Annotated in this window: 31 protein-coding genes; 6 read left to right on the top strand and 25 right to left on the bottom strand. The window is 68.3% G+C overall.

All coding sequences use genetic code 11. From position 1 onward, the window contains the following. Nucleotides 1-17 precede the first annotated feature (17 nt). The 12 genes from rpsQ to FHR72_RS06585 form a co-directional block, all read right to left on the bottom strand. A complete protein-coding gene (gene rpsQ / locus FHR72_RS06640) occupies nucleotides 18-326 on the bottom strand; it encodes a 30S ribosomal protein S17 (protein WP_183467125.1) in 309 nt (102 codons plus the stop codon). Further along, on the bottom strand, nucleotides 326-559 hold the full coding sequence (gene rpmC, locus FHR72_RS06635) for a 50S ribosomal protein L29 (RefSeq protein ID WP_011895868.1): 234 nt from the start codon (nucleotides 557-559) through the stop codon (nucleotides 326-328). The genes rpsQ and rpmC overlap by 1 nt, the downstream gene beginning before the upstream one ends. Next, complete coding sequence (gene rplP / locus FHR72_RS06630; protein WP_183467124.1) at nucleotides 559-975, bottom strand: 50S ribosomal protein L16; 417 nt, start codon at nucleotides 973-975, stop codon at nucleotides 559-561. The genes rpmC and rplP overlap by 1 nt, the downstream gene beginning before the upstream one ends. A gap of 2 nt (nucleotides 976-977) precedes the next feature. After that, nucleotides 978-1,835, bottom strand: coding sequence for a 30S ribosomal protein S3 (gene rpsC / locus FHR72_RS06625; protein WP_183467123.1), 858 nt, complete (start codon nucleotides 1,833-1,835; stop codon nucleotides 978-980). After that, on the bottom strand, nucleotides 1,835-2,347 hold the full coding sequence (rplV, locus tag FHR72_RS06620; RefSeq protein WP_183467122.1) for a 50S ribosomal protein L22: 513 nt from the start codon (nucleotides 2,345-2,347) through the stop codon (nucleotides 1,835-1,837). The genes rpsC and rplV overlap by 1 nt, the downstream gene beginning before the upstream one ends. Further along, nucleotides 2,347-2,628, bottom strand: coding sequence for a 30S ribosomal protein S19 (gene rpsS, locus FHR72_RS06615; RefSeq protein WP_003892827.1), 282 nt, complete (start codon nucleotides 2,626-2,628; stop codon nucleotides 2,347-2,349). Before rpsS ends, rplV begins: the two co-directional genes overlap by 1 nt. A gap of 11 nt (nucleotides 2,629-2,639) precedes the next feature. Continuing rightward, entirely contained in the window at nucleotides 2,640-3,476 is an 837-nt protein-coding gene (gene rplB, locus FHR72_RS06610) for a 50S ribosomal protein L2 (RefSeq protein ID WP_183467121.1), read from the bottom strand. Nucleotides 3,477-3,497: 21 nt separating this feature from the next. After that, on the bottom strand, nucleotides 3,498-3,800 hold the full coding sequence (rplW, locus tag FHR72_RS06605; protein WP_011895873.1) for a 50S ribosomal protein L23: 303 nt from the start codon (nucleotides 3,798-3,800) through the stop codon (nucleotides 3,498-3,500). Continuing rightward, entirely contained in the window at nucleotides 3,800-4,474 is a 675-nt protein-coding gene (rplD, locus tag FHR72_RS06600) for a 50S ribosomal protein L4 (RefSeq protein ID WP_183467120.1), read from the bottom strand. The genes rplW and rplD overlap by 1 nt, the downstream gene beginning before the upstream one ends. Further along, entirely contained in the window at nucleotides 4,474-5,130 is a 657-nt protein-coding gene (rplC, locus tag FHR72_RS06595; RefSeq protein WP_183467119.1) for a 50S ribosomal protein L3, read from the bottom strand. Before rplC ends, rplD begins: the two co-directional genes overlap by 1 nt. Before the next feature lie 24 nt (nucleotides 5,131-5,154). Beyond that, nucleotides 5,155-5,460 carry a 30S ribosomal protein S10 gene (gene rpsJ, locus FHR72_RS06590; protein WP_003883485.1) on the bottom strand — a complete coding sequence of 102 codons (306 nt, stop codon included), beginning with the start codon at nucleotides 5,458-5,460 and terminating at the stop codon, nucleotides 5,155-5,157. Between the two features lie 298 nt (nucleotides 5,461-5,758). After that, nucleotides 5,759-7,351 (bottom strand): carboxylesterase/lipase family protein, encoded by a 1,593-nt coding sequence (locus FHR72_RS06585; RefSeq protein WP_183467118.1) that lies wholly within the window; start codon nucleotides 7,349-7,351, stop codon nucleotides 5,759-5,761. Between the two features lie 112 nt (nucleotides 7,352-7,463). Here FHR72_RS06585 and FHR72_RS06580 point away from each other — a divergent pair, with 112 nt between their 5' ends. Further along, nucleotides 7,464-8,714 (top strand): cytochrome P450, encoded by a 1,251-nt coding sequence (locus tag FHR72_RS06580; protein WP_183467117.1) that lies wholly within the window; start codon nucleotides 7,464-7,466, stop codon nucleotides 8,712-8,714. On the opposite strand, the gene FHR72_RS06575 is transcribed toward FHR72_RS06580, so the two are convergent. Continuing rightward, nucleotides 8,680-9,324: a TetR/AcrR family transcriptional regulator gene (locus FHR72_RS06575; protein ID WP_183467116.1), complete on the bottom strand. Its 645-nt coding sequence runs from the start codon at nucleotides 9,322-9,324 to the stop codon at nucleotides 8,680-8,682. The two genes, FHR72_RS06580 and FHR72_RS06575, sit on opposite strands and share 35 nt — an antisense overlap. A gap of 89 nt (nucleotides 9,325-9,413) precedes the next feature. On the opposite strand from FHR72_RS06575, the gene FHR72_RS06570 reads away from it, so the two are divergent. Both FHR72_RS06570 and FHR72_RS06565 read left to right on the top strand, forming a co-directional pair. Continuing rightward, a complete protein-coding gene (locus FHR72_RS06570; RefSeq protein ID WP_183467115.1) occupies nucleotides 9,414-11,015 on the top strand; it encodes an MFS transporter in 1,602 nt (533 codons plus the stop codon). Further along, entirely contained in the window at nucleotides 11,012-12,625 is a 1,614-nt protein-coding gene (locus tag FHR72_RS06565; RefSeq protein WP_311736073.1) for an MFS transporter, read from the top strand. The genes FHR72_RS06570 and FHR72_RS06565 overlap by 4 nt, the downstream gene beginning before the upstream one ends. Before the next feature lie 167 nt (nucleotides 12,626-12,792). Here the strand turns inward: FHR72_RS06565 and mftG are convergent, their stop codons facing one another. From mftG to mftA, 7 genes are all read right to left on the bottom strand, one after another. Then, a complete protein-coding gene (gene mftG / locus FHR72_RS06560; protein ID WP_183467113.1) occupies nucleotides 12,793-14,199 on the bottom strand; it encodes a mycofactocin dehydrogenase MftG in 1,407 nt (468 codons plus the stop codon). Continuing rightward, complete coding sequence (gene mftF / locus FHR72_RS06555; protein ID WP_183467112.1) at nucleotides 14,196-15,608, bottom strand: mycofactocin biosynthesis glycosyltransferase MftF; 1,413 nt, start codon at nucleotides 15,606-15,608, stop codon at nucleotides 14,196-14,198. Before mftF ends, mftG begins: the two co-directional genes overlap by 4 nt. Then, entirely contained in the window at nucleotides 15,605-16,351 is a 747-nt protein-coding gene (mftE, locus tag FHR72_RS06550; protein ID WP_183467111.1) for a mycofactocin biosynthesis peptidyl-dipeptidase MftE, read from the bottom strand. The genes mftF and mftE overlap by 4 nt, the downstream gene beginning before the upstream one ends. Nucleotides 16,352-16,452: 101 nt before the next feature. Continuing rightward, nucleotides 16,453-17,628 (bottom strand): pre-mycofactocin synthase MftD, encoded by a 1,176-nt coding sequence (gene mftD / locus FHR72_RS06545; protein WP_183467110.1) that lies wholly within the window; start codon nucleotides 17,626-17,628, stop codon nucleotides 16,453-16,455. A gap of 2 nt (nucleotides 17,629-17,630) precedes the next feature. After that, nucleotides 17,631-18,866, bottom strand: coding sequence for a mycofactocin radical SAM maturase (gene mftC / locus FHR72_RS06540; protein WP_183467109.1), 1,236 nt, complete (start codon nucleotides 18,864-18,866; stop codon nucleotides 17,631-17,633). Further along, a complete protein-coding gene (gene mftB, locus FHR72_RS06535) occupies nucleotides 18,863-19,222 on the bottom strand; it encodes a mycofactocin biosynthesis chaperone MftB (RefSeq protein ID WP_221193072.1) in 360 nt (119 codons plus the stop codon). Before mftB ends, mftC begins: the two co-directional genes overlap by 4 nt. A 2-nt stretch (nucleotides 19,223-19,224) precedes the next feature. Further along, nucleotides 19,225-19,317: a mycofactocin precursor MftA gene (mftA, locus tag FHR72_RS06530; protein WP_183467107.1), complete on the bottom strand. Its 93-nt coding sequence runs from the start codon at nucleotides 19,315-19,317 to the stop codon at nucleotides 19,225-19,227. A gap of 103 nt (nucleotides 19,318-19,420) precedes the next feature. Here mftA and mftR point away from each other — a divergent pair, with 103 nt between their 5' ends. Together mftR and FHR72_RS06520 are read left to right on the top strand one after the other, a co-directional pair. Then, a complete protein-coding gene (mftR, locus tag FHR72_RS06525) occupies nucleotides 19,421-20,014 on the top strand; it encodes a mycofactocin system transcriptional regulator MftR (RefSeq protein WP_183467106.1) in 594 nt (197 codons plus the stop codon). A 4-nt stretch (nucleotides 20,015-20,018) separates the two neighbouring features. After that, a complete protein-coding gene (locus FHR72_RS06520; protein WP_183467105.1) occupies nucleotides 20,019-20,660 on the top strand; it encodes a sensor domain-containing protein in 642 nt (213 codons plus the stop codon). A gap of 10 nt (nucleotides 20,661-20,670) precedes the next feature. Here the strand turns inward: FHR72_RS06520 and FHR72_RS06515 are convergent, their stop codons facing one another. From FHR72_RS06515 to FHR72_RS06495, 5 genes are all read right to left on the bottom strand, one after another. Next, the gene (locus FHR72_RS06515) at nucleotides 20,671-21,051 is read right to left on the bottom strand and encodes a GatB/YqeY domain-containing protein (protein ID WP_183467104.1); all 381 of its coding nucleotides are present in this window, start codon (nucleotides 21,049-21,051) and stop codon (nucleotides 20,671-20,673) included. Beyond that, nucleotides 21,048-21,899, bottom strand: a complete 852-nt coding sequence (locus FHR72_RS06510) for an alpha/beta fold hydrolase (RefSeq protein WP_183467103.1) — start codon at nucleotides 21,897-21,899, stop codon at nucleotides 21,048-21,050. Before FHR72_RS06510 ends, FHR72_RS06515 begins: the two co-directional genes overlap by 4 nt. Further along, nucleotides 21,896-22,318: a helix-turn-helix domain-containing protein gene (locus FHR72_RS06505; RefSeq protein ID WP_183467102.1), complete on the bottom strand. Its 423-nt coding sequence runs from the start codon at nucleotides 22,316-22,318 to the stop codon at nucleotides 21,896-21,898. The genes FHR72_RS06510 and FHR72_RS06505 overlap by 4 nt, the downstream gene beginning before the upstream one ends. A 140-nt stretch (nucleotides 22,319-22,458) precedes the next feature. Continuing rightward, nucleotides 22,459-23,643 carry an NAD(P)/FAD-dependent oxidoreductase gene (locus FHR72_RS06500; RefSeq protein ID WP_183467101.1) on the bottom strand — a complete coding sequence of 395 codons (1,185 nt, stop codon included), beginning with the start codon at nucleotides 23,641-23,643 and terminating at the stop codon, nucleotides 22,459-22,461. A 68-nt stretch (nucleotides 23,644-23,711) separates the two neighbouring features. Then, complete coding sequence (locus FHR72_RS06495) at nucleotides 23,712-24,158, bottom strand: Rv2324 family transcriptional regulator (protein ID WP_183467100.1); 447 nt, start codon at nucleotides 24,156-24,158, stop codon at nucleotides 23,712-23,714. Nucleotides 24,159-24,287: 129 nt separating this feature from the next. Between FHR72_RS06495 and ddaH the strand changes: the two genes are divergently transcribed. Continuing rightward, on the top strand, nucleotides 24,288-25,130 hold the full coding sequence (gene ddaH, locus FHR72_RS06490) for a dimethylargininase (protein ID WP_183467254.1): 843 nt from the start codon (nucleotides 24,288-24,290) through the stop codon (nucleotides 25,128-25,130). Nucleotides 25,131-25,133: the final 3 nt, after the last annotated feature.

Below are 25,133 nucleotides of genomic sequence, written 5' to 3'. Positions count from 1 at the left end.
CGTGCGGAACGCGTGTCCTACTTGGCCTTCTCGAGAACCTCGACGAGGCGCCAGCGCTTGGTCGCCGACGTCGGGCGGGTCTCCATCAACGACACGCGGTCGCCGACACCGGCATCCTCGTTCTCGTCGTGGGCCTTGACCTTGGTCGTGGTCCGGATGATCTTGCCGTACAACGGATGCGACTTACGCGATTCGAGTTCGACCACGATCGTCTTCTGCATCTTGTCCGACACGACGTACCCGATGGCGGTCTTGCGACGGCCGCGGGGCGTCTCGGTGCGGGGCGTGTGCTTCGCACCCTTCGATCCAGCTTGCGTGTCAGCCATTACGAATCCTCACCTCCGGGTCCGGCGGCCAGACCCAACTCACGTTCGCGCAGCACGGTGTAGACGCGTGCGATCTCCTGCCGGACCACGCGGAGCCGGCGATTGTTGGCAAGCTGGCCGGTCGCCATCTGGAAGCGCAGGTTGAACAGCTCTTCCTTCGACTCGCGGAGCTTGTCGGTCAGTTCGTCGTCGCTGAGCTCGCGCAGTTCACCGGTCGTGGTTCCGACTGCCATCAGAACTGCTCCTCTCTCGTGACGATGCGTGCCTTGATCGGCAGCTTGTGCATGGCGCGGGTCAGGGCTTCCCTGGCGGTCTTCTCGTCGGGGTAGCTGAGCTCGAACAGAACCCGGCCGGGCTTGACGTTGGCGACCCACCACTCGGGCGAACCCTTACCGGAACCCATGCGGGTCTCGGCGGGCTTCTTGGTCAGCGGGCGGTCCGGGAAGATGTTGATCCACACCTTGCCGCCACGCTTGATGTGCCGGTTGATGGCGATACGAGCGGACTCGATCTGCCGGTTGGTGATGTAGGCATGGCCCAGGGCCTGGATGCCATAGTCGCCGAAGCTCACCGACGTCCCGCCGCTGGCGATGCCACGCTGCTTGGGGTGGTGCTGCTTGCGGTGCTTGACCTTGCGGGGAATCAACATGACTAGTTCTCCGTATTCTCCGGCGCGCCGGCCGCGGCTGCGGCTTCCGTGCCGACGGCGGCCTCAGCTGCAGCGGGGGCCTCCGCGTTTCCTTCGGTGGCGGCCCGGCCGGCGTCGGTGCTCGTCGCCGTGGTGCCCGAGGCACCGCTGCGGCGCGGCCGGGTGCCCGACGGACGCTCACGACGCGGGCGGTCGGCGCCTGCGGGTGCGACGGCGGCGAGCTCACGCTTGCCACCGACGATGTCGCCCTTGTAGATCCAGACCTTCACACCGATGCGGCCGAAGGTGGTCTTCGCCTCGTAGAGGCCGTAGTCGATGTCGGCGCGCAGCGTGTGCAGCGGGACGCGACCTTCGCGGTAGAACTCCGAGCGGCTCATCTCAGCTCCGCCGAGGCGGCCCGAGCACTGCACCCGGATCCCCTTGACGTTGGGCTGACGCATGGCCGACTGGATCGCCTTGCGCATCGCGCGGCGGAACGCCACACGGTTGCTCAGCTGCTCGGCGACGCCCTGCGCCACGAGCTGCGCCTGGCTCTCGGGGTTCTTGACCTCGAGAATGTTGAGCTGCACCTGCTTCTTGGTCAGCTTCTCCAGGTCGGCGCGGATGCGGTCGGCCTCGGTGCCGCGGCGACCGATCACGATGCCGGGACGCGCGGTGTGGATGTCCACCCGGACGCGGTCACGCGTGCGCTCGATCTCGACGTCGGCGATGCCGGCGCGCTCAAGGCCGGTGGCCAGCAGCTTGCGGATGGCCACGTCTTCCTTGATGTAGTCCGCGTACTGCTTGTCGGCGTACCAGCGGGACTTCCAGTCGGTGGTGATGCCGAGGCGGAAGCCGTGCGGGTTGATCTTCTGGCCCACTACTCCGAGCCTCCCTTCGATGTCGCCGACTCCGCGGCTCCGGCCTTCGATGTCGCCGACTCCGCAGCTCCGGCCTTCTTGGTGGATGCCTTGCTGCCCTGGGCACGACGCGCCCGGGCTGCGGACGCCGAAGCGCCCTGCTGCCCACCCTTTTTGGGAGGACGGCTCTCGACGATGACCGTGATGTGGCTGGTGCGCTTGCGGATCCGGTACGCGCGACCCTGCGCGCGCGGACGGATGCGCTTGGCGGTGGGGCCCTCGTCGGCGAAGACGGTGGCGACCACCAGGGTGGTCGGGTCCAGGCCGCCGTTGTTCTGCGCGTTGGCCGCAGCGCTGGCGATCACCTTGGCAACCGGCTCGCTGGCCGACTGCGGTGCCCACCGGAGGATGTCGAGGGCTTCCTCGACGCTCTTTCCGCGGACCAGATCGATCACACGGCGCGCCTTGGTGGCCGAGATGCGCACGAAGCGCGCCTTGGCGGTCGCGGACGGGTATTCAATCGCTGTAGTCATCAGCGCCTCTTGCTCTTCCGGTCATCCTTGATATGACCCTTGAAGGTGCGGGTGGGGGCGAACTCGCCGAGCTTGTGACCGACCATCGCCTCGGTGACGAACACCGGCACGTGCTTGCGGCCGTCGTGGACGGCGAAGGTGTGCCCGATGAAGTCGGGGATGATGGTGGACCGACGGGACCAGGTCTTGATGACCTGCTTGGTGTTCTTCTCGTTCTGGACGTCGACCTTCTTGAGCAGGTGATCGTCGACGAACGGGCCCTTCTTCAGGCTGCGTGGCATCGCTTTACTCCCTAGCGCTTCTTGCCGGTGCGCCGGCGACGGACGATGAGCTTGTCGCTCGCCTTGTTCGGCTTGCGGGTGCGGCCCTCGGGCTTGCCCCACGGGCTCACCGGGTGACGGCCACCGGAGGTCTTACCCTCACCACCGCCGTGCGGGTGATCGACCGGGTTCATCACGACACCGCGGACGGTGGGGCGCTTGCCCTTCCACCGCATACGTCCGGCCTTACCCCAGTTGATGTTCGCCTGCTCGGCGTTGCCGACCTCGCCGACGGTGGCGCGGCAGCGCACGTCGACGCGGCGGATCTCACCGCTGGGCATACGCAGGGAGGCGTAGGTGCCCTCCTTGCCGAGCAGCTGGATCGAGGCACCGGCCGAGCGCGCCATCTTCGCACCGCCACCGGGGCGCAGCTCCACAGCGTGGACCAGCGTGCCGGCGGGGATGTTGCGCAGCGGCAGGTTGTTGCCCGGCTTGATGTCGGCGTTGGCGCCCGACTCCACGACCGCGCCCTGCTTGAGGCCCTGCGGCGCGATGATGTAGCGCTTCTCGCCGTCGACGTAGTGCAGCAGCGCGATGTTCGCGGTGCGGTTCGGGTCGTACTCGATGTGCGCGACCTTGGCGTCGACGCCGTCCTTGTCGTGGCGACGGAAGTCGATCACCCGGTAGGCGCGCTTGTGGCCACCACCCTTGTGACGGGTCGTGATGCGGCCGTGGGCGTTACGGCCACCGCGGCCGTGCAGCGGGCGAACCAGCGACTTCTCCGGGTGATCACGGGTGATCTCGGCGAAGTCGGACACGCTCGAACCGCGACGGCCCGGGGTCGTCGGCTTGTACTTGCGAATAGCCATCTTCTAAATCTCCCTGCCGGACTACGCCGGCGCTCCGAACAGATCGATGGGCTTGCTTCCGGCGGCCAGCGTCACGATCGCGCGCTTCGTGGCCTTGCGCTGGCCGTAACCGGTGCGGGTGCGCTTGCGCTTGCCCGGGCGGTTGGCCGTGTTCACCGAGTCGACCTTGACCTTGAAGATCTTCTCGATGGCGATCTTGATCTGGGTCTTGTTCGAGTCCGGGTGGACGATGAACGTGTAGACGTTGTCCTCGATCAGGCCGTAGGACTTCTCCGAGATCACCGGGGACAGGATGATGTCGCGGGGATCAACCACGTTTGCCATCAGGCCGACACCTCCTCGGTGGTCTTCGTAGCGGCAGCGATGTATGCGTTGAGTGCCTCGACGCTGAACACCACGTCGTCAGCCTTGAGCACGTCGTAGGTGTTCAGCTGATCCGGCGAGATCACATGCACGTCAGGGAGATTGCGCACGCTCAGCGCGCTGGTCTCGTCGGTGCGGCCGATGACGACCAGCACCTTCGTGCTCGCGACGGCGGCCCGGTCGGACAGCAGTGTCGCCAGGAACGACTTCGCGCTCTTGGTCGACGGGGCCTGCCCTTCGACGAGCTCGGTGACCGCGTGGATCCGGTCGTTGCGGGCCCGGTCCGAGAGCGCCCCGCGCAGGGCGGCGGCGATCATCTTCTTCGGGGTGCGCTGGCTGTAGTCGCGCGGCTGCGGGCCGTGGACGACGCCACCACCGGTGAACTGCGGCGCACGGGTCGAACCCTGACGCGCGCGGCCGGTGCCCTTCTGCCGGTACGGCTTCTTGCCGCCGCCGGAGACCTCGCCGCGGGTCTTGGTCGCGTGGGTGCCCTGGCGCTTGGCGGCCAGCTGGGCCGTCACCACCTGGTGCATCAGCGCGATGTTGGGCTCGACGTCGAACAGGGCGGCCGGCAGCTCGACGCTGCCGTCCTTCGCGCCTGCCGGCGTCAATACGTCAATAGTCTTGTCAGCCATTACTTCTCGCCTCGCTTAACTGCGCTGCGGACAACCACCAGTCCACCGTTGCGTCCGGGGATGGCGCCCTTGATCAACAGCACGCCGTTCTCGGCGTCGACCTTGTGCACCTTCAGATTCTGGGTCGTGACGCGGTCGCTACCCATGCGGCCCGACATGCGCGTGCCCTTGAAGACACGGCCCGGGGTCGCGCAGCCGCCGATCGAGCCCGGCCGGCGGTGCACTGCCTGCGCACCGTGGCTGGCGCCCTGGCCGCGGAAGCCGTGACGCTTCATGGTGCCCGCGAAGCCCTTGCCCTTGCTGGTGCCGGTCACGTCGACGTAGGCGCCGTCGGCGAAGATCTCCGCCGTCAGCTCCTGGCCGACCTCGTAGAGAGCGCCCGCATCCTCGTTGTCGGCGAGCCTCAACTCGGCGAGGTGGCGGCGCGGGTTCACACCGGCGGCGGCGAACTGCCCCGTCACCGGCTTGGTCACCTTGCGCGGGCTGATCTCGCCGTAGGCGAGCTGCACTGCGCTGTACCCGTCGCGCTCCGTGGTCCGGATGCGCGTCACAACATTGGGCCCGGCCTTGACGACCGTCACCGGCACGACCTTGTTGTTCTCGTCGAACACCTGCGTCATGCCCAGCTTGGTGCCCAGAATGCCTTTTCTAGCCATTTCTTTCGCCGATCTCCTACCGAGCTATTGGATGTTGACGTCGACGCTCGCCGGAAGATCGATGCGCATGAGTGCGTCCACCGTCTTCGGCGTGGGGTCGAGGATGTCGATCAGCCGCTTGTGCGTACGCATCTCGAAGTGTTCCCGCGAGTCCTTGTACTTGTGCGGGGACCGGATGACGCAATACACGTTCTTCTCGGTCGGCAGCGGCACCGGGCCGACCACGCTCGCGCCCGTCCGGGTGACCGTCTCGACGATCTTGCGCGCAGAGGCATCGATCGCCTCATGGTCGTAGGCCTTGAGCCTGATGCGGATCTTTTGTCCCGCCACGCTTCTCCTACCTCACTACTAACGGGCCCGATTCACTCGGGCCTGGCTGTGCCGCCGCTGTTTACCTGTCTGTGGTTCACCGGTCCCCGCGGTCGGGTGTGTCGCCCGTACGCACGCTCGTCCGCACCGAATTTTCGTCGCGATCGAGGTTGGAGACCGGATGCGGCCCGCGAGGGCCGCTGGTCATGCCCGGCCAGGCGAACCCGGCTCAAGGCAACCCGAACAGTATGCCTCAGATCCGGGCCTGGTCCAAATCCCTGTTCAAGGCCGTGACGTGCACAACCCGGGCACCCGGGACCTACCGTAGACCGTCCCAGAACCCGCACTGGTGTTCGCGGGCGAAGTCCCCGGTCATGCGGCTGCCGTCGGGCTGCAGCGACATCACACCGTCGGCGACCGCGGCCCACGCCGGCTGCCCGTCGACCTGTGGATCGCCGTTTTTCACGAAGGCCGACCAGTAGTCGACCATCTGCTCGCCGAGGGCGACCTGTCCGGGATCCGGCGGGGACGCCCCGCCGACGTCGAACAGGTAGCGCAGCTCCAGCGAGTGGCTGGCCCCGACCGGGTACGGCAGCTCGCGCAGCGGTTCGGGCGCCGGGGCGTTGCGGTCGTTGAACTCGTAGAAGTAGACGTCCGGCGTCTCTGCGGCGCCGTCGAGCTCCCGGGCCCACCGGTGCCCTGCGCACGCGAAGAACCCGTCGGTGACGGTCGCGGCGTAAGCCAGCGCGGTATTGGGGTACGCGGCGAGCGGATAGCGCACGGCGACCGCGTGCGCATTCGGACCGAAGGTTCCGGCCAGGAGCTGTGGATACTCCGCAGGGACGAAGTCCCGGCCGGTGCGGATGTGCTGCAACGCGACGAACAGCGTCCACTCGTCGCGGGTGGTCCCCATCATCACCGGAACCTCGGCGGCGCCGCCCTGCCCGAACACGGCGACGGGATCGTCGGGAAGCGCGGCCGTGCCGGTCACCGGTCCACTGAGCTGGTCTTCGCCGATGCCGTAGTACCAGATGGGAGTGCGCAGCCGGTCGGCCGGCAACGCGCGCAGGCACTCGGCGGCGGTCTTCGGATCCGGGCAGCCGGCATCGGCCGCGTAGGCGAGGCTGCGCTGCTCGGCGACGGGCAGTCCGACCTGGGCCTGGCACGGCCCGCTCTGGATGATGGCGCCGGCGAACAGTCCTCGGGAGCCGGGGGCCACCAGGTGATCGCACACCGACATGCCGCCGGCGGACTCGCCGGCGATCGTGACCCGGGCGGGGTCTCCCCCGAAGTTCGCGATGTTGTCGCGGACCCACCGCAACGCCGCCTGCTGGTCGGCCAGGCCGTAGTTGCCGACGGCACCGGCGGGGCCGAACGACGGGTGGGCCAGGAAGCCGAGGGCGCCGAGCCGGTAGTTGATGCTCACCACGATCACGTCCCCGCGCGAGGCGAGCCGGCGCGAGTCGTACATGCCCCCGCTGCCCGCGGCAAAGGACCCGCCGTGGATCCACACCATGACCGGGCGGGGGTCCGGTGATTCGCCGGCCGGTGTCCACACCGACAGGTTGAGACAGTCCTCGTCGGTCTGCCTGCCGAGCTCGATGTCCCCGTTGAGGTCCTGCATGCAGCGCGGTCCGGACGCGGTGGCCTTGCGGATGCCGTCCCACGGTGCGGCGGGCTGCGGATTCTGCCAGCGCAGCGGCCCGACAGGTGGTGCGGCATAAGGGATCCCGGCGAACAGGCGGTGGTCAGGCGCGACGATCCCACGGACGGTGCCCGACACCGTCTCGACGAGGGCGGGGTCTGCCGGGGCCGGCGCAGCCGACTCTCCGGACCCCGTACTGCACGCAGCGATCGCGGCGACCGCGGTCAGCACGCCCACGATGCCGCGGAGTACCGATCTGCGGGCCACGGACCGAGCTTATAGGCGTCGCGGGCCACACCCCTTTCGCGAAGTGGCGGCGGTCACATAGACTAGCCCAGTTGACACCCGTCAAGTTTCGTCAGCCCGGCGAGGAGACCGCATGAGCACACCCACCATCGACGACGCGGCCAAGGTGCTGGCCGATCCGACGGCCTATGCCGACAACGATCGGTTGCATACGGCGCTGACTCATCTGCGGGCCACCGAGCCCGTGACGTGGGTGGATTACAAGCCGTACCGGCCGTTCTGGGCGATCACCAAGCATGCCGACATCATGGCGATCGAGCGGGCCAACGACCTCTTCCTGTCGGCGCCGCGCTCGCTGCTCGCCACCGCCCAGGCCGACGACTACATGAACGCCCAGCTCGAAGCGGGCACGGGCCTGCGCACGCTGATCCACATGGACGACCCGCACCACCGCAAGGTGCGCGCCATCGGCGCCGACTGGTTCCGCCCGAAAGCCATGCGCGACTTGAAGATCCGGGTCGACGAGCTCGCCAAGCGCTACGTGGACCGAATGCGGGACATCGGGCCCGAGTGCGATTTCGTCACCGACATCGCGGTGCAGTTCCCGCTCTACGTGATCATGTCGCTGCTCGGCCTGCCCGAAGAGGACTACGGCCGGATGCACTCGCTGACCCAGGAGATGTTCGGCGGCGACGACGACGAGTACAAGCGGGGCGTCAGCCCCGAGGAGCAGATGGCGGTGCTGCTCGACTTCTTCGCCTACTTCTCGAAGCTCACCGCATCGCGGCGGGAGAACCCGACGAGCGACCTGGCCTCGGCGATCGCCAACGGGAAGGTCGACGGCGAGCCGATGTCCGACGTCGACACGGCGTCCTACTACGTGATCGTCGCCAGCGCCGGCCACGACACCACCAAGGACGCGATCTCCGGTGGCCTGCACGCCCTCATCGAGAATCCCGGCGAGCTGGCCCGCCTCAAGGAGAATCCGGGCCTGATGCCGACGGCCGTCGAGGAAATGATCCGCTGGACGACACCGGTCAAGGAGTTCATGCGGACCGCCGCCGAGGACACCGAGGTGCGCGGAGTGCGGATCGCCAAGGGCGAATCGGTCTACCTCGCCTATGTCTCGGGCAACCGCGACGAGGAGATCTTCGACGAGCCGTTCCGCTTCGACGTCGGCCGCGAGCCCAACAAGCACCTGTCGTTCGGCTACGGCGTGCACTTCTGCCTGGGCGCGGCGCTGGCCCGTATGGAGATGAACAGCCTGTTCAGCGAGCTGCTCCCCCGGCTGGACTCCATCGAGCTGGCGGGCGAGGCGGAGCTGGCGGCCACGACGTTCGTCGGCGGCCTCAAGCACCTGCCGGTTCGGTACTCCCTGCGCTGAGCGGCGGACGCCGCGTGTAGGTGGTCAGGAAGGCATCGACCGCGGCGACGGCCACTGCCTGGTAGTCGAAATCGGCCAAGGTGCTGACACGCCCGAACGCCAGCGGCCCGATCAGCAACGCGAGCGCGGTGTTGAGATCCACCGGCTCCAACTCCGCGACGGCCTGCGGACTCTCAAGGAGCCGGGTGAACGGCGCCGAGTATTCCTCGGCGATGCGCTGCCGCAACGTCTGCACACCCGGGCTGCCCCCCGAGTCGGGGATCCGCGGCATCTCCGGCCCGAGCGACACCCAGGCCATCGCGGTGAGGGTGATCGAGGCCTCGGCGATCGCGTCGGCCCACCCGACGACAACGGCGAGCAGGCGGTCCCGCAGGCTGCCCTCGTCCGGGGGCATCGGCGGCGGGGAGATGAGCGTCGCGAAGGAGGCGGCCAGCAGGTCGTTCGCACTGGGGAAATGGCGGTAGAGCGTCGCACGCGCCACATTGGCGTGCCGTGTCACGGCATCGACGGTGACCGCACCCGGCCCGCCGGTGCGCAGCAGTGCCGTGGCGGCGTCGAGAAGGCGGGCCCGGGATCGGGCCGGCCTCGGATCGCCACTGGCGGCGGCCATGCGTTTCTTTCACTTCCGGTTGGGGAACAGGAGAGCATCCAGTTTTGAGACTGCTAGTCTCAAAACTTCCCGCGGCAGAGAGAGACGACATGGTCGACGCGTCTGCGCAGTCCGACCAGGATATCCGTGGCGAGGCGGCGGACCTGTCACCCCGGGCCCGGGTCTGGCTGCTCGCGGTGGCCAGCGTCGACGTCCTGATGGTGATCGCGTCGATGGTGGCGTTGAACGCGGCGTTGCCCGACATCGCGGTGCAGACGTCAGCGACTCAGGCCCAGCTGACGTGGGTCGTCGACGGGTACACCCTGGCCCTGGCGTGCCTGCTGCTTCCCGCCGGCGCCCTCGGTGATCGGTACGGCAGACGAGGCGCACTGCTGCTGGGGCTCGCGATCTTCGCCGCGGCCTCGCTCGCACCGGTGTGGCTGGACAGCCCGTTGCAGATCATCATCGCGCGGGCCGTCGCCGGCGTCGGCGCGGCATTCGTCATGCCCGCGACGCTGTCGTTGCTCACGTCGGCTTTCCCGAAGTCCGAACGCAACAAGGCCGTGGGGATCTGGGCGGGCGTCGCCGGCTCGGGCGCGATCTTCGGGTTCCTGGGCACCGGCATCCTGCTGCACTTCTTCTCCTGGCAGTCGATCTTCTACGGGTTCGCCGCGGGTGCGCTGGTGATGTTCGCGCTGACCTGCACCATCGGTTCGTCCCGCGACGAATCGGGGACGCCGATCGACTGGGTGGGCGGCGCCTTGATCGCCCTGTCGATCGCGATCTTCGTCCTCGGCATCGTCGAGGCACCGGCTCGCGGGTGGACTGACGTGTGGGTACTGGGGTGCCTGCTCGCCGGAGTCGTGCTGGCCGTGCTGTTCGCTGTCGTCGAGGTGCGCCGCAGCCACCCGTTGCTCGATGTGCGACTTTTCCGCCGAGCGGATTTCGCCACCGGCGCCCTCGGCATCACGTTCCTGTTCCTCGCGAACTTCGGCTTCTTCTTCATCGAGATGCAGTTCATGCAACTGGTGATGGGCTACAGCGCGCTGCAAACCGCATTCGCCTTGTCTCCGTTGGCTCTTCCCGTGCTGGCCTTCAGCGCCACGATGCACCTGTACCTGCCCCGCATCGGGCTGCGGGTCGCCGTCAGCCTCGGGTTGGCCTTCATGGCGATCGGGCTGTTCACCATGCGGTTCCTGGACGTGGACGCCACCTTCCTCGATTTGATGTGGCCGCTGCTGCTCACCGCGACTGGGATCGGGTTGTGTACGGCGCCAACGACATCAGCGATCATGGGGGCGGTCCCGGACGAGAAGCAGGGCGTCGCGTCCGCCGTCAACGACGCCACCCGCGAGATCGGCGCCGCAATCGGCATCGCGGTGGCCGGCTCGATTCTCGCCGCCGCCTACCACAGTGCGCTCGGACCGAAGCTGACCGCGTTTCCCGAACAGATCCGCGATGCGGCCACCGACTCGCTGGCACACGCGCTGTCGCTGTCCGAGCAGATGGGGCCCCAGGGCGACAGGCTTGCCGAGCTGGCGCAGTCGGCCTTTCTGCATGCCGCTGACCAGGCACTGCTCGTGCTGTCTGCGGTGCTCACCGTCTCTGCGGTGTTCGTGGCGATCTGGTCACCCGGACGTGATGGACGGCAATGGGGATTCGTTCGCCGGCTACGGGACCGGCGGCCGGCGCCCGAGGCGGTCGACGCGTGATCACCCAGGACGCGATCGCCGTGTCCAGCGAGGTGTCCCCGGGGCGTCGGCGCTGGCTGCTCGCCGTGGCCAGCATCGACGTTCTCCTCGTGGTCAGCTCGATGGTCGCCCTGAATGCTGCACTGCCCGACATCGCCGTGGAGACCTCAGCCACCCAGACGCAGCTGACCTGGATCGTGGACAGCTACGCCCTCGCGCTGGCATGCCTCCTCCTGCCCGCCGGCGCACTCGGCGACCGCTACGGACGGCGCGGCGCCCTGCTCGTCGGCCTGGTCATCTTCACCGTGGCGTCGGCTGCCCCGATCCTCTGGCACGACCCGGCGCACATCATCGTCGCCCGCGCAGCCGCCGGAATCGGCGCCGCGCTGATCATGCCGGCCACACTGTCGCTGCTCACCTCGGCCTTCCCGGACGACGAACGGAACAAGGCCGTCGGCATCTGGGCCGGCGCCACAGGCTCGGCGGCGATCGTCGGGTTCCTGGGTGCCGGCGGGCTGCTGCATTTCTTCGCCTGGGAATCCATCTTCTACGGATTCGCCACCGCAGGCCTGCTGATGCTCGCGCTGACGTTCACGGTCGGCTCCTCTCGTGACGAGGCCGCCACACCGATCGACTGGACCGGGGCCGCGCTCATCGGGACGGCCATCGGGGTGTTCGTGCTGGGCATCGTCGAGGCACCCGCACGAGGGTGGACCGACGTCGTCGTCCTCGGACTTCTGGTCTGCGGCGTGGGCCTGGCCGGCCTGTTCACCTGGACGCAGCTCCGCGCACGCCACCCCCTGCTCGACGTCCGTCTGTTCGCGGTGCCGAAATTCGGCACAGGGGCGGCCGCGATCACCCTGCTGTTCTTCGCGATGTTCGGGTTCTTCTACATCGTCATGCAATTCGTCCAGTTGGTCATGGGCTACTCGGCGCTGCAGACCGCGTTCGCCCTGTCACCGCTGGCAGTGCCGATGCTGATCGTCAGCACCACCATTCACCTGTTCTTGCCGAAGATCGGCCTGCGGTTCGCCGTGACGTTCGGTCTCCTGCTGCTCGCCGCGGGGCTGCTGTGGATGGGGTCTTTAGGGCCCGAAGCGCGGTTTCTGGATCTGGTCGGCCCCTTGATCGTCAGTTCGTTGGGTCTCGGCTTCGTGACCTCGCCGGCCACCGCGGCGATCATGACGGCCGCCCCCGAGGAGAAGCAAGGTGTCGCCTCCGCGGTGAACGACGCCACCCGGGAAGTCGGTGCCGCCATCGGCATCGCCGTGGCCGGATCCGTCCTGGCCGGGACGTATCACAGCGCGCTGGCCTCGAAACTCGACGCTTTCCCCGGTCCGGTCCGTGACGCCGCCACCGATTCGCTCGCGGCCGCATTGACCGCGTCTCGCGAGATGGGCCCCGACGGCGACGTCCTGGCCCGGCTCGCACAGACGGCGTTCGTGGATGCCGCCGGGCTGGCCCTCGGCGTGCTGTCGGTCACGATGCTCATCGGTGCCGTGCTGCTGGCCGTATGGGCCCCCGGCCGCGACGGTCGCCAGTGGGAATTCCTGCGCCGTGAGCCCAACCTCGCGGACCGTGCGCCTGCTCCCGATCAACCCGCCCCCGGGCCCGGCCGCCATCGACGATGACGAGGACGAACGTCGTTGCCTCTCAGCTCTTCTGAGGTACTGCGGCCTACCTGATCGCGTGTTTCGTGCATCCCGCAGTCGCCGAATCCTGGCCGCCGGGAGCGTGTTTCGATGTCCATGCGTGTGACATCGCGGTCAGACGGTGCCGGCCGAGGCACTCGTTCGGCTCAGCAGATGAATTCGGCGGCGCGATGGCCGGCCATCACGATGGTCACGTGCGGGCCGCGGCCGGGGATGTGGGGCAGTATCGAGCCGTCCACCACCCAGAGATTGTCCACCCCGAAGACCCGGCAGCGCGCATCGACGACCGCACCCATCTTCGCGGTGCCGCACAGGTGCTGCGAGGTCGACCAGTACGCCTCGGATCCGGCGGTGTTCCCGGCGATTTCGCGTGCGAGGCGGGTGCCGTCGCGGAGCAGGTCTACGTCGGCGGGAGCGGTGTCGTAGCGGTGCTCGATCACGGGGTCGGTGTCGGGATCCGGCGAGGTGATGACGACCCGTCCGCGTGACTGCGGCCGCATGAGCGTGACTCCGAGGTGCGGACGGTCGGTGGGGTCGTCCCGGCGGCCGCTCGTCATCGCGCCGAACCCGGCGGTGTAGGGCCGGATCTCCAGGCCGTCCGGGGTGGTCAGCACGGCCTCCAGCGGCGGCATGTCATGGGTCGCCGGCCACGTCACGGGCAGCACCCATTCGGGATGGTCCACGGTGTCGACGCCGACCGGGAGATCGACGCCGACCTCGACGCCGGCCGCGCGCAAGACTGCCTGCGGCCCGACGCCCGACAGCATCAGCAGCTGGGCGGTGGCGATCGCGCCGCCGCACAGCACCACGCGATCGGCTGTCAGTGTCCGGCGTCCGTTCGCATCAGCGCAGTCCACCCCGGTGGCGCGGCCGCCGGCGAACCGGATCCGGGTCACCCGGGTGTCGGTCAGCACCGCCAGGTTGGGACGTCCCAGCGCGGGCTGCAGGAACGCGCCGCCGGGACCCACCCGGGTACCGCCGTCGATGTTCAGCGGCACCGCGCCGACCCCGTCGGCCAGCGGGCGCTGCGGCGTCGCACCGTTGAGGTCGTCGATCCAGCCGAAACCGGCGTCGCGGGCCGCATCGACGAATGACGCGGTACAGCCGTTGAATTCGGTGACCCGGCGTACGGTGATCGGCCCGTCGGAGCCGTGCAGCGGGCCGTCGAAGTCGAGGTCGTTCTCGATGGCCGTGAAGTGGGGCAGCACGTCCTCCCAGCTCCACCCCTCGAGCGCCCAGCCCGCGATGTCCGACGGCAGGGCCCGGCAGAAATAGCCGCCGTTCACCGCTCCCGAGCCGCCGACCACGGCCCCGCGCATGATCTCCGCATGGCGCACGGGCTCCTCGGTCAGCACGGCCCGGTAGCGCCGGACCACCGAGCTGGCGACGCCGATCGGCAGACGCAACCCGTCGCTGATCTGCGTTCCCACCCGTGCGTCCGTCGGACCCGGACCGGCCTCCACGACCGTCACACGGCAGTCGGGGTCGACGGAAAGCCGTTCTGCCAGCACCGAACCCGCGCTACCGGCCCCGACGATCAGGACGTCGGTCAAGTCCGGATCTGCGGCTTGAGGGCGCCGGCATGGCGTTCGCGGACCACACCGGTCCACAGACCGAGGCCGTAAGCGATGTCGTCGAGGCGCTTGAGCAGGATGTAAGCGATCGGCCCGACGCGTTTGGTGTCCTCGTCGGCGTTGCCGTTACGGGTCACCCAATCGAACACCCCGTCGAGCACGGCCGCTACCACGACCACCCGCCGGCACCGGCGCGAACACAGCGCCGCGAGCATCGCGATGGGCCAGTAGTGCCTGCAGATCGCCGACGCCAGTTGCAGCGCGGCCGACCAGAGCCCGTGTGCGGCGACGACCGCGACCTCCATCGGTTCGGTCTGCACGCTCGACAGCGACTTCGCGATCCGCCGGCCGGTCAGCGCCGCCACCGCGACCGAGGCGACGTAGCCGATGCCCGAGCCGATCGCGACCAGCATCCACACCACCAGCGTCCAGCCCGAGATCACCAGCGGCGCGGTCTTGCCGGGATGCCGGATCGTCAGCGGTGCCGCAGAGCTACCATAGAAGGACTTGCGGGCGAACCACTTTCGCAGTTCGGTGCGGTGGTCGTGGGCGACCGTGGCGATCGGTTCGTAGCGCAGCCGCGCCCCCGCCTCGTTGAGGCGCCAGCACAGGTCGACGTCCTCCCCGGAGACCAGGGACTCGTCGAAGCCACCGACCTCCAGCAGGGCGCTGCGCCGGCAGATGATCGCTGCGCTGGGCACGTAGGACACCGTGCCGAACGGGATCACGGGCGCCTCCCGCAGGCCGAGGTCCAGTGACGAGCGCACCGCCTCGTAGCGGGCCACGACGCCGGCCGACTGTTCCAGCGCCACGATCCGGGGTGCGACCAGGGCGACGGCCGGATCGCAGAAGTGCCCGAGAAGTGCTTCCAGCCAGCCTTTACGCGGCACCACGTCCGAGTCGAGAAACGCGACGAAGTCGGTGTTGCACACCGCCAGGCCGGCATTACGCGCGGCCGCCGGCCCCTTGCTCCTCGGGTTGCGCAGCACGCGGACATCACAGCGCGCCGAGGAGAAATCGGACTCGTCGACCGGCTTCGACGAACCGTCGTCGACGATGACCACCTTCAGGCCGCGGAGCGCGGTCAACAGGCGCTCCAGTCCAGAAGAATTGTCGCGCACGGGGATTACCACCGTGACATCCCGGTGGGACGGGCCGCTGAGCGGACGCGGGTGCGCGACGGTCGCGTCGAGCAGGGTGCGGGCGAGTTGCGCGCTGACCGCGTCGTGCACCTCGAGCCTGCCCCCGTTGAGCATGGTCTGGGCGGCCGGAGCCAACCGGAGCAGCCGGGTGGGTGAACCGCCGAGCAGCGCGGCACCCTCGCCGAGGACGCGCACACGCCGGTCCACTTGGACGGCGAAACCGTCCGGAAGCCGCGGCCCGGTCATCTCAGCATCCCCTCGCGGTCAGGCGTCCACCGGATGACACGGAGCGCACACGCGTCGACCATTTCGGCAAAGATCTTCCTCCCCTCGTCCGCGGTCGCTGTGGTGGGGTCCCCCAAGACCCCCAGCGAACTCACGGCCGCGACTCCCCCGCGAAGCATGTCCGGCATCAACTCCGCCAGCGGAGCCCGATTTCCCGCTACTGTCTCATTCTGCCTGACCACACCCGGTGAAAGATGTAGCAATACAGATGTTTCGGTGTGCCCGGCGTGGGCGTCGGCGTTGCTGGAGACGCAGGGACACCACGCGGCGTCGCGGCCCTCGTGGCGCAGCAGCGCCACCGCGTCGCGCAGTGCTGCGACGTTGCCCCCGTGCCCGTTCACGTACAGCACACGGGGCGCCCATCGGCACGCGGATCGGGCGAATTCGACGAGAAGTTTCGCCAGTGCCGGTGTGCCGATTGAGATTGTCCCGGCAAAACCCTCGTGTTCGCCGCTCGCACCGTAGGCGATGGCCGGGGCGAGCAGCCACGGTGAGTCGGTGGGGCGGCCTCCCAGCCTCCCGACGAGGGCGTCGGCGACGGCGCTCGCGATGCGGGTGTCGGTGTCCAGCGGCAGGTGGGGTCCGTGCTGCTCGGTAGAACCGACCGGGACGACCAGCGTGGGAGATGCGTCATGCAGCTGCCTCGACGTCGCGTTCCCGAGCTCACGGGGGAAGACCACGCGACGATGGTAGGCCCAATTCACCTGGCGTGCGCCAGTTGTTCGCGCATGCGTGGCAATTGATTTCCGTGTGCTGGGGGGATGCGGACCGGCGATTCCCGTCCGCCCCCTCAGCCACGTCCGTATCAGGCGCCGAGCGTGCGGGTGAAGCCCTCCGGGACCAGGATGTCGTCGCGGGTCAACTCGTGGATCGACGATTTGCCGAGACCCATCAGTGCCGAGTCGATACCGCCGCGCAGAATGTCCAGGACGTTCTCCACGCCGGCCTGCCCCTCGGCGGCCAGACCCCACAGGTAGGCGCGTCCGATCATGACCGCACGTGCCCCCAGAGCAACGGCCTTCACGACGTCGCTGCCGCGCCGGATCCCGCCGTCCAGCAAAACCTCGACCTGATCACCGACGGCGTCGGCGATGGCCGGCAGGCAGCGGATCGCCGCCGGGGTGCCGTCGATGTTGTTGCCACCGTGATTGGACACCGTGATCGCCGAAACACCGGCATCCACAGCACGTTTGGCGTCGTCGACCCGGACCGTGCCCTTGAGCAGGAACGGGCCACCCCACTGTTCGCGCAACCACGCGACGTCTTCCCAGGTGGGAGGCGGGGTGCCCATCCATTCGCCGTAGGCCTGGAAGAACGTCGGACCGGCCTCGCCGCGCCGGCCCTGGTTCGGAACCCGCAGGTCCGGCGGGCGCAATTGCTTGGCGAAGCTGAAGAACCAGCGCGGTTTGGTGATGACCTCGGGCGACATCTTGAGGATCGTCTTGAGGTCCATCTGCTCGGGGATCTTCGGGCTGCCCCAGTCGCGACCGTGGGAGAAGCTCCAGTCGGTGGTCAGGATCAGGCCCTTGGCGCCGGCGGCCCTGGCGCGCTCCATGCGGGCCAGGATGTCGTCCCTGCTGCCGAGCCAGTAGATCTGGAAGAAGATCTTGTCGTTGACCGCGGTGACGTCTTCCATCGGCTTGCTCGCGAACGACGACAGACCCATCGCGGTGCCCCGCGCGGCGGCGGCGCGGGCCACCGCCACCTCACCCTCCGGGTGCACGGCCTGCACACCCGTCGGCGAGATGATGACGGGAAGCGAAATGTCCTGTCCCATCACGGTTGTCGCCTGATCGCGCTTCTCGGTGGCGCCGATGACGTGCGGCGCGAAGCCGAGTTCGGCGAACGACTCGACGTTGTCGGAGACGGTGACGCCCTTCTCGCTCGCCGAGATCAGCGAGGAGTAGGCGGACTTGGGGAGCCGCTTCTTCGCCCGCTGCTGGGCGATGGCGACTGTTTCGAACCAGGTATCACGTGCCATGTCTAGACGGGACTTTCATTGCAGAACTTCTTCGGAGGCGCTCCGGCGCCGACCGGGGGCCGGGGACGGGTGGTCAGCAGGGTCAGCGGGATGGGCCCCTGGGGCTTGTTGCGGCCGCCGGAACGGGAGTGGTCCACGCTCGACTTGGGTTTGTCGCGTTCCATGGCCAGGGCCGGCTCGCCGTACCCCTGCACGCATTCGGGATCGGGGCCGTCCAACGGCAGGCCCGTGAAGAACTTGGCGGCCATGCAGCCCCCGCGGCAGGCGTCGTAGTGGTTGCATCCGCTGCAGGCGCCCGCCGACTGCGGTTCACGCAGCTCGCGGAACAGCTCGGAGTTCTGCCACACGTCCTGGAATCCCGGCGCGCCGGAACCCGTGCCCGTCAGGATGTTTCCCGCCAGGAACTTGTCGTGGATGGCGAACGGACAGGCGTAGACGTCGCCGACCGGATCGATCAGGCACACCACGCGGCCCGCCCCGCAGAGGTTCAGGCCGGCGAGCGCGCCGGGGGCGCCGAGCCCGGACAGGTGGAAGAACGAATCCCCGGTGAGCACCCGCTCTCCGTGGGCGACGAGCCAGTCGTAGAGCTGCACCTGCTGGGCGGGGGTGGGGTGCAGTTCGTCCCACACGTCGGCGCCGCGGCCGGAGGGACGCAGGCGGGTGATGCGCAGCGTCGCGCCGTAGGTGTCGGCCAGCGCCTTGAACTCGTCGAGCTGGTCGATGTTGTGGCGCGTCACCACGACCGAGATCTTGGCGTCGGAGAAGCCGGCGTCCCGGAGGTTCTCCAGGGCGCGCACGGCCATCGCGAACGAGCCGGGCCCACGCACGGCGTCGTTGACCTCGGCGGTCGCGCCGTCGAGGGAGATCTGCACGTCGACGTAGTCGCTGGCGGCGAGCTTCTCGGCGACCTCTTTGGTGATCCGCACACCGTTGGTGGAGAACTTGACCCCGACGTGGTGTTCGGTCGCGTAGTCGACGAGCTCCCAGAAGTCGCTGCGCACCGTCGGTTCGCCGCCGCCGATGTTCACGTAGAACACCTGCATGCGTTCCAGCTCGTCGATGATGTCCTTGCACTGCTGGGTCGACAGCTCGCGCGGATCGCGCTTGCCCGAGGACGACAGGCAGTGCACACAGGACAGGTTGCAGGCGTAGGTCAGCTCCCAGGTCAGACAGATCGGCGCGTCCAGGCCGCGCTCGAACTGGTCGACCAGCCGGGGTACCGGTGCGGCGAGGGTCATGAATTGTCTCCCGAGTCGGCGACGAGCATCTTCGACTGGACGAGCACGCCCAGTGCGTGGAGGTAGGGCGCCTGCTCGGAATCGTCGATTCCTGCGGCGCGACAAGCGGATCGAGCGTCGGGGTGATCGGAGAGCAGGTTGATCACCTCGACGATCGTCCGGTTCTTCAGGAACGACAGCTTGCGGGTTCCGAAGTGGTAGAGCAGCGCGCCGAAGGGCTCGGGCCGCACCGCCACCTGCGGGTGTAACCGCCAGTGCCGGTCGGCGTCGAAGGTCGTGTCCGTCGGGGTCACGCTCCTCGCGCGAGCGCTCGTCGGGGTCACGCTCCTCGCGCGAGCGCTCGTCGGCGCAGTCATGGTCAGTAGACCCCGCACATCCCGTCGATGGACACTTCCTCGACCAGGCTCTCGGTCACCAGCTCGTCGGTCTCGGCCTGCTGATTGTGATCCATGATCTCGCCTTTCTGCTGTGTGGACCCCGGATAGGGTCTCGACATTTGTGACGTAGATCGCTCACAATATGGCATCGAGTGCCTAAACGGAAGGGGGGATCCGATGAGCGCCGCCAAGGCGCGCGTGGGCCGCCGCCGGTCGACGAGCTGGAACCACATCAGCGACGTCGCCATCGATCTGTTCATGGCGCGGGGCTTCGACGATGTCAGCGTGGACGACGTCGCGGCTGCGGCCGGGATCGCCCGCAGGACGCTGTTCCGCTACTACCCGTCCAAGAGCGCGCTGCCGTGGGGAGATTTCGACGCCCACCTCGACCACATGCGGGCGCTGCTGGCCGACCTGGACCCCCAGGTGCCGATCCGCGACGCGCTGCGGACGGCGCTCCTGGCCTTCAACGACTTCGATGACGCGGAGCGGCACCGGCAGCGGATGCGGGTCATTCTGGAAACCGAAGCACTGCAAGCGTATTCGATGACGATGTACGCGGGATGGCGCGCAGTGGTCGCGACGTTCGTGGCGGGACGGCTCGGCGTGCCGGTCTCGGCGCTGCTTCCCCAGACCGTGGCGTGGACCATGCTGGCGGTGTCGTTGTCGGCGTACGAGCACTGGCTGGCCGACGAATCGGCGGTGCTGTCGGTGTCGCTGGGCGACGCGTTCGACATGCTGGCTTCCGGCCTGGCCGAGATCGAGACCTGACTCCATGCCTCGCGTGGCCGCCGGGGTCCTGGCAATGGTGGTGCTTGCGGGCTGCACGCGGGTGGTCGACGACCCCCGCCCGGTACGGGCATGGCCCGTCGCGCCGATCACTGCGGGGCAGGTGACGGACGTGTTGAGCGCCAGGGCGCGACCGGAGGCCGAATCGAACCTGTTCCTCACCGTCGAGCCGGAGGAATGCGCCGGGATGGCGCGGGAGGTGGATCCACCGTTCCTGTTCGGCGTCGGCGTCACGCCCGCCGCCCGCGGAGGTGGCCAGTGGTTCGCCGAGGACAATTTCTCGATCCAGGAGATGGCCGCGGTCTATCCGGCGAATTTCGATGCCCGGCGTTCTGCCGGTGATGCGAGGCGGACGATCGACGACTGCCGGGACAAGCAGCTCACGGTCATCACCACCGAGGACAACGAGTTGTCCTTCCGCTCACTGCCCGCCGCCGAGTCCCCCAGCGCTGAGATCGTGCTGTGGTCGCTGACCGGCACGAAGCGCTCGTGCGACAACGCCTATGTCGCCGCGTACAACGCTGCCATCGAGATCACCGCGTGTGGAGATCGCAACGGCTACAACGTGTCAGCGCTCGCCGAGGAGGCGCTCGGCCGCCTCCATGCGCTGGCGAACATGACGTCCTAGCCGTGCACGCTCACCATTGCGGGACGTAGGCGCGCAGGATCTCCACGTGGCGCTGCAGCCGTTCAGCCGCATCGTGTCGGCCCAACGAACGGTAGTGATCGCGGTGCGCCTCGTACTCGCGGATGAGCTCTCCGACGATGGCGTGGACGTCCGGCATCGTCAGGGTGCGCCGCGGCACCTCGGTGGATCCCACGCCGGGTGAGGAATGGGCAACAGCGCCGCCGACGTAACGCGGTGTCTGCGCGCTCGGTGGGGCGGCTTCGGCGTTGTCGATCGCGGCGATCACCGTTCGCAGGGTCGAGATCACGTCCGATTGACGGGATTTCACCGCGGCACGAAGGTCTCGGCGCACTGCGTCACGGAAGGCGTCCGGGTCGTCGGCGTGAATCACGTTCTCGCACCTCGGCAGAGAAAAGCATGCAGGTCGGCGCCGTCGTCGAAGCTACCGTGCCCCCTGCCGGGCAGCAGCGTGACCGATGCCGAAGGCTGCACACGTGCCAGACGCTCGGCAGTGTCGTGGGAGTCGAGCATGCGGTCGCGTGCACCCAGCACGACGAAAAGCGGTGCGCCGATGGCCCTCAGCTGACTGTCGGAGAACACGGGCAGCGCATCACGGCGCGGGCGGTAATTGCGCTGGATCAGGAGCATGTAGTCGATCACAGGGTCGGGAATGCTGCCGGGTCCGAGTGCGCATCGCAGGCCCGCCCGTGTGCCGCGGCTTCCGAACTGCATCAGAACCGAGGCCGCCACTATGGCGCCATAGCGCTGACGGCCGATACCTCCGGGGGCGCGCAGGGCGAGCCGTTCGACACGACCCGGTCGACGGATCGCGTAATCGGTGGCCAGCCAACCACCCAACGACACTCCCACGAAAGCCGCGGCGCGCACACCGAGCCCGTCGAGGACATCGTTGAGCCACAACGCATGAGCGTTGGAGATCAGCGGGGGTCGATACGGCGCGCTCAACCCGGGCTCACCGATAAGGTCGACCATGTACAGCCGGTGGGTGACCGACCACCGCGTCGCGTCAGCCTGCCAGACAGCGCCATTGCTCCCCGCGCCGTGCAGCAGGACCACCGGTGGCGCGTCCGAAGGGCCGCAGTCCACGACGAACGTCGGGCCCTCGCGCGTGGCAACCGTGCGCTGCCGCAACGGTACTGTCCAGCGCCGGAGGTGCTCGCAGTAGTCACGCGCGATCGCCTGCCGGCCCGATGGGGAGCGGTAGACGTCGGCTGTCACTTCTTGTCCGGTCGTGTCAGAGCGCCGATCAATCCGAGGGCGGCCACCGTGGACTCCAGATCACCGACCACGAAGACGGTGAGGCGCCGGGCAGATTCGTCATAGGTCGAGTGCACGTCGAGCCGTCCCGGCTGGCGTGAGTGGCCGACCGCAGCCGCGGTCAGGTGGGTGGTGATGCGGTCCATGGTGAGACGATCGACGTCCTCGATGTGCACGACCGTCGACCCATGTGCACTCGGGCTGCCTGCCGGCTCTGCGGGCATGCCGGTAAAGGCCCGCAGGTCGTGTTCGGCGATCCGGTACTGCTTCCCCACCCGCACGGCCGGCAGGCGACCGTCGCGGACATATCCGCGCACGGTGCGCACGTGCAGTCCGAGAATGTCCGCCACCTGTTCGGCCGAGTACATCGCCCCACTCACGGTCCTAAACTACCGCAAATTACCCTAAAGCGCTATATCAAGGTAATGATAGGGATGTATTGCGTAGATCTCGCGGGGTTCACGACCCTCGACGACAACAGGGCCACCTCCGCGGAGGTGGCCCTGTCACGTACCGACTCTCAGCTGAGGAGTTCTGAGATGGGTGCTCCGGCAGCGATTTTCGCGCGGGTCTTCATCACCTTGCCCGGGAACCCGCCACCGACGACGGCGACCACCGCGCCGTCGCGCTCGTAGTACGCCAGGAACTTCCGGCCGTCGTCCTCGACGATGTGCACGGTGTCGGTCGCCTCCGGCTCACCGAGCGCCTGGATCTTCACGTCGTACTGGTCGCTCCAGAAATACGGCACGGAGACCGCCGCCGGCGGCTCGTGTCCGAGCATGGACGGAACGAGTACCCGGGCCTGGTCGGCGACGTTGCTCCAGTGCTCGACGCGTACCTGACCTCCGACGGTGTCGCGCCAGGACGCCACATCGCCGATCGCCCACACGTGAGGCGCGCTCGTGCGGCCCGCCTCGTCGCATACCACGCCGTTGTCGATCTCCAGACCGCTGCCTTCCAGCCAGCCGGTGGCCGGGTGCGATCCGATGCCGACGATCACGACGTCGGCGTCGAGCTCGCTGCCGTCACTCAGCGTCACCGTGCGGACCCGGTCGTCGCCGCTGACATCGGAAACGCCGACGCCACAACGGACGTCGACTCCTTCGGCGCGATGCAGCCGTGTCACCAGATCGCCGATCTGCTGACCGAGGATCGACGCCAGCGGCGCGGGCTGCGGCTCGACGAGGGTGACCTCGACGCCCATCTTGCGCAGGCTCGCGGCGACCTCGCACCCGATGAAGCCGGCGCCGATGACCACCGCGCGGCCGGCCGAACCCGCCTCCCGGCGCAGCGCCATGCTCTCGTCGAAGTTGCGCAGAACGTGAATGCCCGGCAGGTCGGGGAACGACGGAATCCGCTTCGGAACCAGACCCGTCGCGATGATCAGCTCGTCGTAGCGGACCTCGGAACCATCGGTCAGCGTCACCGTCTGGGCCGCGGTGTCGAGGGTCTTCGCGCCGTTGCCCAACAGGACGGTGATGTTGTTCTCGGCGTAGAACTCCGCCGGCTTCAGCGTGACGTCGTCGGTCTCGGCGCGCAGCACTTCCTTCGACAGCGGCGGCCGGTCGTAGGGAAGGTGGTCCTCGTCGCTGACGATGGTGATGGCGCCGGCGTACTCGGAACGGCGCAACTGCTCTGCGGTGCGCGCGGCGGCGAGTCCGCCACCGACGATCACGACTCCGCCGGAAACCTCAGATGTGCTCACTTGGGTTTTTTACATGATGACCCCGGCCTCGTTGTGCGCCACCCCACAGCCGCGCGCTCAGCACCGACCTACCCGGGCGTCCGCTCGATGAGGTTCGACAGCACGACGATGCTCTCGCTGCGCTCGATGTCCGCACTGGCCCGGATGCGCTCCAGCGCCTCCTCCAGGTGCTGCATGTCCCGGGCCAACACCCGCAGCATCGCGTCGGCCGTCCCGGTGACGGTGGCGGCGCTGACCACCTCGGGGATGTCCTTCCACGCCGCGCGCAGTTCCGCCGGCGCAATGGTGCCGTGGCAGAAGACCTGGACGAACGCCTCGGTGGTCCAGCCGAGCGCGTTGCGGTCGATGACGGTGGTGAAACCCCTGATCACGCCGCTGTCGACCATCCTGTCCACCCGCCTCTTCACAGCGGGCGCCGACAGGTTCACGCGGGCTCCGATCTCGGCGAACGTGGCACGCGCATTGTCGGCGAGCTCGGCCAGGATCTGCTCGTCGCACTCGTCCAGTCGTTCCACTGCCCCTCCTCCGACTTCTCGCGCAACAAATCACCGATTTCGCGCTTCTAGCGCAACAGATCGATTGTAGACACGCAAGATTCGACGATTGATTGCACCCGGTGGCGTTCCTATCGTTGGGCTATGACGATGGACATCGCCGTTGCTCCGGTCGCCGAGAGCGCGGCCGAGCGCACGGCCCGCCCGCGCCACTACCTCATGACCGCGCCGACCCACTTCGCCGTCGAGTACGTCATCAACCCGTGGATGGACACGTCCTCTGCCGTCGACCCCGCACGCGCCCTGGCCCAGTGGGAGGGCCTGCGCCGGACCTACCTGGACCTGGGGCACCGCGTCGAGCTGGTCGAACCGTTGGCCGGCCTGCCGGACATGGTCTACGCCGCCAACGGCGGCACCGTCATCGGCAACAGAGCCGTGGTGGCCCGCTTCGCGTACCCCGAGCGCGCGGGCGAGGCCGCCGCGTACGCGGACTGGATGTCCCGCAACGGGTACGACGCGTTCGAGACCCGGCACGCCAACGAGGGACAGGGCGACTTCCTCACGGTGGGTTCCGTCGTACTCGCGGGCCATGGTTTCCGCACCGACCGTCGCGCCCACGACGAGGTCGCCGAACACCTCGGGGTACCGGTCGTCAGCCTGGCGCTCGTCGATCCCCGCTTCTACCACCTCGACACGGCGCTCGCGGTGCTCGACGACCGCACGATCGCCTACTACCCGCCCGCGTTCGACGCGCACTCCCGCGCGACGTTGACGCAGATGTTCCCCGGCGCCATCGAGGTCGCGAGTGCCGATGCCTACGTCCTGGGCTTGAACGTCGTCTCCGACGGGCTCAACGTGGTCCTTCCCGAAGCGGCCACCGGCTTCGCCGACCAGCTACGGCATGCCGGGTTCCGGCCGGTCGGCGTCGACCTGTCCGAGCTGCTCAAAGGAGGCGGATCGGTCAAATGCTGCACGCTGGAGGTGTTTTCGTGACGA

This window comes from Mycolicibacterium iranicum (assembly GCF_014190915.1).
GTDB classification, from domain to species: domain Bacteria; phylum Actinomycetota; class Actinomycetes; order Mycobacteriales; family Mycobacteriaceae; genus Mycobacterium; species Mycobacterium iranicum_B.
This window is presented reverse-complemented; position numbering and strand designations above follow the sequence as displayed.